The organism is Streptomyces sp. NPDC091209 (assembly GCF_044757755.1).
In the GTDB taxonomy this organism is placed as follows: domain Bacteria; phylum Actinomycetota; class Actinomycetes; order Streptomycetales; family Streptomycetaceae; genus Streptomyces.
Genome location: NZ_JBIVVR010000020.1, coordinates 141,903 through 150,962 on the forward strand (window position 1 = coordinate 141,903; position 9,060 = coordinate 150,962).

General features: G+C 70.2%; 9 protein-coding genes and 2 tRNA genes. 3 read left to right on the plus strand and 8 right to left on the minus strand.

Annotation, left to right across the window (positions count from 1 at the left end):
• Positions 1-179: 179 nt before the first annotated feature.
• The 7 genes from ACIQRL_RS38260 to ACIQRL_RS38290 all read right to left on the minus strand — a co-directional run bounded on the left by ACIQRL_RS38260 (position 180) and on the right by ACIQRL_RS38290 (position 4,353).
• Positions 180-1,718 carry a DHA2 family efflux MFS transporter permease subunit gene (locus ACIQRL_RS38260; protein ID WP_401340450.1) on the minus strand — a complete coding sequence of 513 codons (1,539 nt, stop codon included), beginning with the start codon at positions 1,716-1,718 and terminating at the stop codon, positions 180-182.
• A gap of 298 nt (positions 1,719-2,016) precedes the next feature.
• On the minus strand, positions 2,017-2,586 hold the full coding sequence (locus ACIQRL_RS38265; protein ID WP_401340422.1) for a TetR/AcrR family transcriptional regulator: 570 nt from the start codon (positions 2,584-2,586) through the stop codon (positions 2,017-2,019).
• Positions 2,587-2,836: 250 nt separating this feature from the next.
• Positions 2,837-3,265, minus strand: a complete 429-nt coding sequence (locus ACIQRL_RS38270; protein ID WP_401340423.1) for a MaoC family dehydratase — start codon at positions 3,263-3,265, stop codon at positions 2,837-2,839.
• Position 3,266: 1 nt separating this feature from the next.
• On the minus strand, positions 3,267-3,719 hold the full coding sequence (locus ACIQRL_RS38275; protein WP_401340425.1) for a MaoC family dehydratase N-terminal domain-containing protein: 453 nt from the start codon (positions 3,717-3,719) through the stop codon (positions 3,267-3,269).
• A gap of 190 nt (positions 3,720-3,909) precedes the next feature.
• On the minus strand, positions 3,910-4,074 hold the full coding sequence (rpmG, locus tag ACIQRL_RS38280) for a 50S ribosomal protein L33 (protein WP_004571794.1): 165 nt from the start codon (positions 4,072-4,074) through the stop codon (positions 3,910-3,912).
• An 87-nt stretch (positions 4,075-4,161) separates the two neighbouring features.
• Positions 4,162-4,234, minus strand: a tRNA-Met gene (locus ACIQRL_RS38285).
• 46 nt (positions 4,235-4,280) lie between these two features.
• Positions 4,281-4,353 (minus strand) — tRNA-Thr (locus ACIQRL_RS38290).
• A gap of 361 nt (positions 4,354-4,714) precedes the next feature.
• Here ACIQRL_RS38290 and ACIQRL_RS38295 point away from each other — a divergent pair.
• Positions 4,715-5,965, plus strand: a complete 1,251-nt coding sequence (locus tag ACIQRL_RS38295; protein WP_401340428.1) for an amidohydrolase family protein — start codon at positions 4,715-4,717, stop codon at positions 5,963-5,965.
• A 512-nt stretch (positions 5,966-6,477) separates the two neighbouring features.
• Entirely contained in the window at positions 6,478-7,173 is a 696-nt protein-coding gene (locus tag ACIQRL_RS38300) for an SDR family oxidoreductase (protein WP_401340430.1), read from the plus strand.
• Between the two features lie 28 nt (positions 7,174-7,201).
• Here ACIQRL_RS38300 and ACIQRL_RS38305 read toward each other — a convergent pair whose 3' ends face one another.
• A complete protein-coding gene (locus tag ACIQRL_RS38305) occupies positions 7,202-7,414 on the minus strand; it encodes a hypothetical protein (protein ID WP_401340432.1) in 213 nt (70 codons plus the stop codon).
• A gap of 701 nt (positions 7,415-8,115) precedes the next feature.
• Here ACIQRL_RS38305 and ACIQRL_RS38310 point away from each other — a divergent pair.
• Entirely contained in the window at positions 8,116-8,865 is a 750-nt protein-coding gene (locus ACIQRL_RS38310) for a maleylpyruvate isomerase family mycothiol-dependent enzyme (protein ID WP_401340434.1), read from the plus strand.
• Positions 8,866-9,060 lie beyond the last annotated feature (195 nt).

Below are 9,060 nucleotides of genomic sequence, written 5' to 3' on the forward strand. Positions count from 1 at the left end.
CTACGAGAAGGGGCGGGGGCGCCCGGCCACCGGTGCCGCGGACGTGCGGAACGGCCCCGCCGGTAGGGCGGGGTCGTTCGCGTCCGGGCGCTCGACCGAAGCGACTCTCCTGGGGGTTCGATCAGGCGATCAGGTGATTCCGGGGGGCGGCCGAAGAGCCGGGAGCTCCGTTCCGCGCGTCAGCGGGAGGCGGTTTCGAGGGACACGGCTTCGACGGAGGCTGTCGCAGGCCGGTCGGCTTCGATCGGGTCGGCCTCGAAGGACCGGGTTTCGCGCGAGTCCCCCACCGGCGCGTCGCCTCCGACGGCGTGCGCCGGGGCGTTCGCGGTCCCGGTGCGAGCCGCTCGCCGGGCGGTCGGGATGAACAGGGCCGCGACACCCGCGAGGGCGACGACCGAGGCGCCGACCACGAGCGCGGGCCGCAGTCCGTCGATGAAGGTCTGGGCGGTCGCGTAGCCGCCCTGCGCCGAGAAGATCGAGGACATCACCGCGATCCCGAGCGCGCCGCCCACCTCGCGCAGCGCGTTGTTGGCGCCGGAGGCGATGCCCTGCTCCTGCGGCCGGACGCTGGACATGACCAGGTTGGAGGCCGGGGCGAAGTACAGGGACATTCCGATACCGCTGATGATCAGCGCGGGAAGCTGGGAGGCGTACGAGGCGTCGGCGGCGACCACGGAGGCGTAGTAGGCGAGCCCGGCGGACTGCAGGAAGAGCCCGGCGGCCACGACGGGGCGCCCGCCGACGCGGTCGGACATATAGCCTGCGATCGGCGCGACGAGCATCGGCATACCGGTCCAGGGGAGCATCCGCAGCCCCGCCTCGGTCGGCGAATAGCCGAGCACGCCCTGCATGTACTGGCTGAGCAGGAAGATCGAGCCGAACATCCCGAGGAACATCAGCAGGCTGGCCGCGTTGATCCCGGCGAAGGCACGGGAGCGGAAGAGCCGCATCGGAAGCATCGGGTGCTCAGCCCGGGTGCCGTGGATGACGAAGCCGGTGAGCAGCGCGACACCCGCGAACAGGCCGGTCAGGACGAACGGGCTGGTCCAGCCGTCGGCGGGCCCGCGGACCAGGCCGTAGACGATCCCGAAGAGACCGCCGCTGGCGAGCAGGGTGCCCGGGAAGTCGAGCCGGGTACCGGCGCCGAACGACTCGGACAGCCGCAGCCGGGCGAGCGGGAGCACGGCGAGGCCCAGCGGAACGTTCAGCCAGAAGATCCAGTGCCAGGAGACGTGTTCGGTGAGGCTGCCGCCGATGAGGGGACCGGAGGCGACCGCGAGTCCGTTGACGGCGCCCCATATCCCGTACGCCATCCCGCGCTTGGCTGCCGGAACCGCGGCCGTCAGCAGGGTCAGTGTCAGCGGCATCATGATCGCCGCGCCGACGCCCTGGACCGCGCGGGCGGCGATCAGCGAGTCGATGCCGGGCGCCATGGCCGCGGCGGCGGAGGCGCCGGTGAAGACGCTCAGGCCGACCAGGAAGAGCCTGCGGCGGCCGAACCGGTCGCCCAGGGCCGCGCCGAACATCAGCAGGACGGCGAAGGTGAGCGTGTAGGCGCTCACGGTCCATTCCAGGTCGCCCAGCGCTCCCCCGAGGTCCTTGCGAATGGAGGGCAGGGCTGTGGTGACGACGAGATTGTCGAGGGCCGCCATGAATCCGGCGACGCTGGTGATGAGGAGGGCCCACCCGGCTCCACCGCGACGCCCGGTGGATTCCATGACCGCGGCGGCGGGCGATGCCGCAGCCGGTTCCACGGCCGGTTCCACGGCCGCATCCGAGGTCAACAGGGCGGTCGACTGCGTGACCGTGTCCGCCGGTTGTCGCGTTGCCGTATCCGTCGGTGGTTCCGTGGCCGATCCCGTGGCCGGTTCCGCCGATCCGTTCCGTGCTGTCTTCGCCGTCGTCCGCTGAGACATCGCTCCCCCAGTGGGTGATGTGATCACCCTTGATGGTTAGTTATTGATGACTAACTTTCGCACCCATGGAAAGGCGCCGAACTCCGCCTTCACCATCGCGCTACTTCTCCAGCCGGCCCGTGACCCGCGCCGACGGATAGAGCCCTTCCCAGACCCGGTGCTCGGGCGGGAACCCCATCGCCACCAGGCAGTTGATGAGCATTCCGTACGCCATGAAGGTCGCGGTCTCGTCCGCGTCGGCGCCGAGCGGCATGTGAACCGTGTCCCAGAGCCGCATCCAGCCGGCCCGGACCGCCTCGCCGAGTTCGTGGTCGCCGGCCTCCTCGGCGGCGGCCACCGCTACATACATCTGCATCTGCATGAGGAGCCGCTCCGGGTGCTCCGCGATGACCTTGACGTAGGCGTTCGCCATGGCGTGCAGGGCCTCTTCGCCCTCCAGCCCTTCGGCGGCCTCCTCCAGCGTGTGCCGGGCGAGCTCCATGCAGTGCTCGGCGGCCGCCAGGAAGATCGCCTTCTTGCCCGGGAAGAGCCGGAAGAGATACGGCTGCGAAACACCCACGCGCTTGGCGATCGCCTCGGTGGACGTGCCGTAGTAGCCGCCCCGGGCGAACTCGCTCATCGCCGCGCGGATGACGCTCTCGCGCCTCTCCTCTGCACTCATCCTGACCATGCGGCTAAGTTAGTACTCAATCACTAACTAAGTCAAGAGATGCGTGGGCGGGTCGGATCGCGTCGCCCGGGCCGCCCCGGCCGACCTCGCCCGGCCCCGTCGGGCCACCGCGCCCGACGCCGTCCGGTCTCCGCGCGAGGGAACGCGTAAGGGGCGCCCGCAATGGCGGACGCCCCTTACTTGGCCTCGGGATCAAGACGTAATTTCCGGATCAAGACGTGACCAGGGGATCAAGGCGTGGAACTCGGGATCAAGCCAGCCGTACGACCGCTCGCGACATCCCGAGCACCTTCTGTCCGGCACTGGTCGCCGTGAGGTCGACACGGACCGTGTTGTCGTCGAGCTTGGCCGCGACCTTGCCGCTGACCTCGATGGTGGCGCCCTTGTCGTCGTTCGGGACGACGACGGGCTTGGTGAAGCGGACGCCATACTCGACGACGGAGCCCGGGTCGCCCACCCAGTCGGTCACCACGCGGATCGCCTCGGCCATGGTGAACATGCCGTGCGCGATGACGTCGGGAAGGCCCACCTCGACCGCGAACTTCTCGTTCCAGTGGATCGGGTTGAAGTCCCCGGAGGCCCCGGCGTACTGCACGAGCGTGGCACGCGTCACGGTAAACGTCCCGGCCGGCAGCTCGGTGCCGACCTCGACGTCCGCGTAAGAGATCTTCGCCGTCATGTCAGTCCACCTCAGCCGCACGGGACACGAGCTTCGTGACGGCCGTCACGACGTGCTCGCCCGCCTCGTCGTGGACCTCGCCACGGATGTCCAGGATGTCGTTGCCCGCGAGGGACTTGATCGACTCGATGGTCGAGGTGACCGTGAGCCGGTCACCCGCGCGCACCGGGCGGGTGTAAGCGAACTTCTGGTCGCCGTGCACCACCCGGCTGTAGTCGAGGCCCAGTTGCGGGTCCTGGACGACCTGGCCCGCGGCCTTGAATGTGATGGCGAACACAAAGGTCGGCGGCGCGATCACATCCGGATGACCGAGCGCGCGCGCGGCCTCGGGGTCCGTGTACGCAGGGTTGCTGTCCCCCACGGCCTCCGCGAACTCGCGGATCTTCTCCCGGCCGACCTCATAGGGGTCGGTGGGCGGGTAGGACCGCCCTACGAAGGACTGGTCGAGCGCCATGGGCTCGGCACCTCCTGGTTGTCTTCGCTGCGCTGTACGTCACAGCTGGACCGACCGTCTTAGCCGGACGGCCCATCTTCGCTCTAAATCGCTGGTCCACCTATGACGCCGGGTACGCGCCGGACATCGGTTCCACAACGACGCGAGGCCGCCCCCCGTGAAGGGGACGGCCTCGTGTACGAGCCTGAAATTATCGCGTTTCGCGGTGCGCGGTGTGCGCGTTGCAACGCGGGCAGTGCTTCTTCATCTCCAGTCGGTCCGGGTCGTTACGCCGGTTCTTCTTGGTGATGTAGTTCCGCTCCTTGCACTCCACGCAGGCCAGCGTGATCTTGGGGCGGACGTCGGTGGCAGCCACAGGAGTGCTCCTTGACGAACGGATGGGACATTAACGCATAGAAGAGTAGCCGATCGAAGGACCGACCCCACAATCGGCTACTGTCAGTAGCGGTGACCGGACTTGAACCGGTGACACAGCGATTATGAGCCGCTTGCTCTACCGACTGAGCTACACCGCTTAGATGCGATCGGCCCCCGTCTTGCGACGGGAACCTCTCACACCAGAGCCCCAATACGGAATCGAACCGTAGACCTTCTCCTTACCATGGAGACGCTCTACCGACTGAGCTATTGGGGCGAGCGATGAAGACATTACACGGTCCGCCGCCGATCGCCCAAATCCGTTTCGCGGCCCCCACCCCGGCCCGACCCCAGGCGTTTCCCCGGGGGTTCCCAGAGCCCTTCACGGGCCCCTCAGGCCTCCTGGATCACACGGGGTGACGGACTTCCGGGTACCCGTGGACGCCGGCGCGGAGAGGCCCGGCGCCGGCACCTGGGGAGTGGTCCCCGGCCGGTCGAGGGACCACACCGGTACGACTATTGCGCTCCTCCCCGACGTTGACGGGTCACCGCCCTAGGCTCGACTCACGCTGCGTGATCTTGTGTCCCCACGCTCCGCAGTCGTCCCTCCCGCAGCCGCCCCCGAGCCCAGGAGCGCGATGCCCGACAGTCAGCAGCAGCCGCCCCACTCCTCGTCGGGACACGCCGACACGGCCGCTCTCCTGCTGTGCGGGGCGCGGCTCACCGACGGCCGGACCGTGGACGTACGGCTGGGTGGTGGCCGTATCGAGGCGGTCGGCACCGTGGGGAGCCTGGCGGCGGGTGCCTCGGGGGCTCTCGCCGCGAAGGTGGACCTCGACGGCTACCTCCTTCTGCCGGCCCCCGCCGAGGCCCATGCGCACAGCGACACGGCCCTGACGGCCGAGGGCGACGGCCCCCTGTCGTACGAGGACCAGGAGATCCGGCGCCGGGCCACCGAGGCGGCACTGCTGCAACTGGGGCACGGCGCCACGGCGTTGCGGTCCCACGTGCACGTCGGCGACGTACAGGGGCTGGACGCGCTGGCGGCGGTGCTCGAGGTGCGGCGGTCGTTGCGGGGGCTCGCCGAACTGTCGACGGTGGCGATGCCACGGGTACTGACCGGGGCGGCCGGCGCCGACGGGCTCGCGATGCTGCGGGACGCCCTGAAGATGGGCGCTTCCGTGGTGGGCGGCTGCCCGGACGCGGACCCCGATCCGACGGGTTACGTCCAGGCGGTCCTGGAACTCGCCTCCGAACACGGCTGCCCGGTCGACCTGCACACGGACGCGGCCGATCCCGCCCGGCTCGCCCGGCTCGCGGCGATGGCGGGCGGGCTGCGGCCCGGGGTGACGCTCGGCCCCTGCGGTGGGCTCGGCCGGCTGCCGTCCGAGGTGGCCGCCCGCGCCGCGGACCAACTCGCCGCGGCCGGAGTGACGGTGGTGTGTCTGCCGCAGGGCGGCTGCGGCTCGGCCGACCGGCGCGGCACCGCTCCCGTACGGCTGCTGCGGGCGGCCGGCGTACGGGTCGCGGCGGGCAGTGGGGCCCTGCGCGACCTGTCCAACCCGGTGGGCCGCGGGGACCCGCTGGAGGCCGCCTACTTGCTGGCCTCCCGGTACGGGCTGCGCCCCGAGTACGCGTACGACACGGTGAGTTGTGCCGCCCGAGCCGCCCTCGGGCTGCCCGAGGTACGCGTGGAGGCCGGATTCCCGGCCGAGTTGCTCGCCGTACGCGGTGACCGGCTCTCGGGGGCACTGTCCCTCTCGTACAGCCGGATCGTGATCCACCGCGGGCGCGTGGTGGCGCGGACCAGCGCAGTGCGGGAGTACTTCAGCTCGGCGGCCGAGTCGGGGCTGGAACTGCCTCGGCAGGGACGGGGAGAGCCGTCGTAGCCGGAGTGGCGACGACGTGCTCGACGCCGCCGGCATCGCTCCTGGTCCGGAACATGACCTCGCGGTGTCGGCCGGTGAATTTCGCGACCCCGGCGGAAGAGCCTCGTCGGAACTGGCCTCGCCCGTCGGCGTGTTGATCGAGCCCGCGCCCGCGTCGGCGTCGGCGTCGGCGTCGGCGTCGGCGTCGGCGTCAAGGGCCAACTGGAAGGCGAGGCAATTCTGTTCGCCGAGCCGCCGGCCGTTCCACGGCCTGGTCCACTTTCTGCCCGGCCGTGGGCTTCTGGACCGTACCGCAGGCGGCCGCCCGGCGAGGGGGACGGCGGTGCAGCCGACCGCGGCGAACGGTCTCGCGCAGGGCGGTGATGACGGCCCCTCCGCGGCGCCATACGAACCCGCACGGCGTTCCTCGTTCGCGTGTTCACTCGCGCTCACTCGTCTTCACTCGTTCTCGTGACGATCACCCGAGCATCCACAGGGATCACCCATGTGAGTCGCGGGTTGTCCACAGGGTTATGCGGCGAACGTGGTCGTCCGGGCGTACGGTCGGAATCATGCGCATTGTCATCGCTGGTGGTCATGGTCAGATCGCGCTGCGGCTGGAGCGACTGCTCTCCGCGCGCGGGGACGAGGTCGCGGGGATCATCCGCCGTGCCGAACAGGGCGACGATCTGCGGGCGGCCGGCGCCGAGCCGGTCCTGTGCGATCTGGAGTCGGCGTCGGTGGAGGAGGTCGCCGCGCACCTGCAGGGCGCGGACGCGGCCGTCTTCGCGGCGGGCGCGGGGCCGGGCAGCGGGGTGGACCGCAAGCAGACGGTGGACAAGGGCGCCGCGATCCTGTTCGCGGACGCCGCCGAGCGCGCGGGCGTACGCCGGCACGTGGTCGTCTCCTCGATGGGCGCGGACCCGGCACACCCGGGCGACGACATCTTCGACGCGTATCTGCGCGCGAAGGGCGAGGCCGACGAGTACGTACGCGGTCGTACGGGCCTGGACTGGACGATCCTGCGTCCCGGCGGCCTGATCGACGACGCCGGGACCGGTCTCGTACGCCTGGAGGCCTCCACCGGTCGCGGCATGATCCCCCGCGACGACGTCGCCGCGGTCCTCGCCGAACTCGTCGACACCCCGGCCACGGCCGGCCTGACCCTGGAAGCGATCAGCGGCTCGACACCGATCTCGGTGGCGGTGAAGTCGGTGGCGGGGAACTAGCCAGGAGCTCCACCTGGGGGAGATCGGTTCAGAACAGCGGGAGCTGGCCGGGGAATTCCGGGACGGCGTATCCGTCCAGCGCGGGCTGGGCGGCTCCGAGCTGTGCCTGCCGGCGCGAACCGGGGCACGAGATCAGGTCCCCGCTTCCCCGCGCGCCGGGCGGATCGTGCCGAGCGAACCGGCCCGCGACGACGGCGATCTCCCGACGGCACTCCGGGCAGTTCCTGCGACGCGATGACATGGGATCAGTGTGCCCCGTGGGCGTACCGATCCCACCGGCACGCCCGTCACCGGCCGCTCCCGCCGACGCCGGCCATGCGGGACCGATCCCCGTGCTGTCCGTCAGCGGCCGATGACAGGGCACCCCGCGACTCACCGACAGCGAGGAAGACGCCTGGGCCGGAAGACACCCGGCCGGGAGACGCCCGGGGGACACACGCCGAGTCAGGCCTGGGGCCACCGAACACCACGTGCGACGACCGAACGCCATATGAGACGAATCACGCATATCACCCACCGCGCGACGACTCTGAACCGAACACGAAGAAACCCCCTCCGATCCACGTTTCCGCAGATCGGAGGGGGTTCACTTTCATGTGGCGGCGCCAGGGTTCGAACCTGGGTAGGCCGAGCCGGCAGATTTACAGACCGCGCCTGACCCACCCACAGATCAGGCACTTCCTCAATCGCGAAATACAGCGCCCCACGCCCCACAGGACGGTGGCAAAGCGCTGCCTCGGGACCGCTTGACTGCGGTCCGGTCCCCAATGGTCAATGCGGCGCCTATGGGCTGTTTGTTGCACCCGCGCCCTGTTCCTCGTTCCTCGGCTCCTGCGACACCTGCGACACCTGCGACACCTGCGACACCTGCGACCGGGCTATCACCGAGGGCATCGCGACTGTTGGGTCACCGGCTCGCCAGCCGACCGTAAGGTAACGGCCGTGACCGAGACCACCAACATCGTTCTCGCAGACATCGATCTCCTCCTCGACGAGATCCGAGCCTCCGTCGCACGAGTCGCCACTGGCCTCGGCTCGCTGACCCACCTCCAGGCCCGCCAGCCGTCAGCACTACCCGGCTGGAGCCGCGGCCACGTCATCACCCACCTCGCCCGCAGCGCCGACGTCTACCGGTGGCTGCTGACACTGGCCCGCACCGGCACGGAGCCCGGCCCACGGGCGAACGCCGCCACCCTTGACCGTGCGCTGCGCGAGGGCGCCGAGCGCTCCGCCGGTGAGCTCGTCGCCGACGTGCGCGGCAGTCTTGACCGACTGCTCGACGAGGCCCGAGCCATGCCGGCCGAACGCTGGTTCATCCTCGTCACCGCACTCGCAGGGTGGCAGCACCCTGCCTGGTTCACTCTCCAACGCTGCCGGCGTGAACTCGAGACCCATCACGTCGACCTGAACCTGGGGTACACCACAGCCGACTGGCCTTCCGACTTCGTCACATGGGCGCTCGACGACACCGTCGCCGCGCTCACTGCACGCGGCTTCCCGGTAGCCCGCATCCGGGCCACCGACCTCGATCGCGCCTGGAGCCTGGCCCCGGCCGGCCCCACCGTCACCGGCCCAGGTCACTCCATCCTCGCCTGGCTCGCCGGGCGAGGCACGGACACGACCCTCCGATCGGACGTTCCGCTACCGACCCCACCCGGATGGCCACTCCCGCCGACGCCGGGCTGGGCCTGAGCCCGACCTACCAGAGCCAGCCGCACCGTGGCACCTCCCCCGTGTGCACTCGGTGCTTCGTTCCGCTTCCGGTGACCGGCGTCTGCGATTCCTGCGACTAAGGGCCTGCCGATCATCAAGGTGTTGCTTTCGGGTCGGGGGCTCGTTGATGTCGTATGCGCATTCCGGACGAGACGCGTGATCAACTTGCTGTGA

Bases quoted from the DNA above. Each gene is read 5' to 3' on its own strand.
- ACIQRL_RS38260 (WP_401340450.1), bottom strand. From the start codon at position 1,718: ATGGAATCCACCGGGCGTCGCGGTGGAGCCGGGTGGGCCCTCCTCATC.
- ACIQRL_RS38265 (WP_401340422.1), bottom strand. From the start codon at position 2,586: ATGGTCAGGATGAGTGCAGAGGAGAGGCGCGAGAGCGTCATCCGCGCG.
- ACIQRL_RS38270 (WP_401340423.1), bottom strand. From the start codon at position 3,265: ATGACGGCGAAGATCTCTTACGCGGACGTCGAGGTCGGCACCGAGCTG.
- ACIQRL_RS38275 (WP_401340425.1), bottom strand. From the start codon at position 3,719: ATGGCGCTCGACCAGTCCTTCGTAGGGCGGTCCTACCCGCCCACCGAC.
- ACIQRL_RS38295 (WP_401340428.1), top strand. From the start codon at position 4,715: ATGCCCGACAGTCAGCAGCAGCCGCCCCACTCCTCGTCGGGACACGCC.
- ACIQRL_RS38300 (WP_401340430.1), top strand. From the start codon at position 6,478: ATGCGGCGAACGTGGTCGTCCGGGCGTACGGTCGGAATCATGCGCATT.
- ACIQRL_RS38305 (WP_401340432.1), bottom strand. From the start codon at position 7,414: ATGTCATCGCGTCGCAGGAACTGCCCGGAGTGCCGTCGGGAGATCGCC.